Source organism: Tolypothrix sp. VBCCA 56010, from assembly GCF_050875635.1.
Classification (GTDB): Bacteria; Cyanobacteriota; Cyanobacteriia; order Cyanobacteriales; family Nostocaceae; genus Hassallia.
On sequence record NZ_JBPAOH010000582.1, the window covers coordinates 1 to 207 of the forward strand.

The following is a 207-nucleotide window of genomic DNA, read 5'->3' on the forward strand; positions in this document are numbered from 1 at the left end:
GGGTGACCGTGATCGTGGCCACTACCGGGGAACCACCCGCATTCACTGCCGTGAACGCTGCGATGTTGCCGCTGCCGCTGGCCGGAAGACCGATCGAAGGGGTGTCGTTGGTCCAGCTGTAACCCGTCGCCGTTCCGCTGAACGTCACCGCCGCCGTCGATGAACCGTTGCACAGTTCCTGGCTGGCGATCGCATTCACCGAAGGGG

The 207-nt window shown here is 64.7% G+C and carries 1 protein-coding gene; it reads right to left on the reverse strand.

The features are described from left to right. The coding region (locus AABK37_RS42445) for a hypothetical protein (protein WP_432557334.1) at window positions 1-207 on the reverse strand (207 nt) is incomplete at both ends.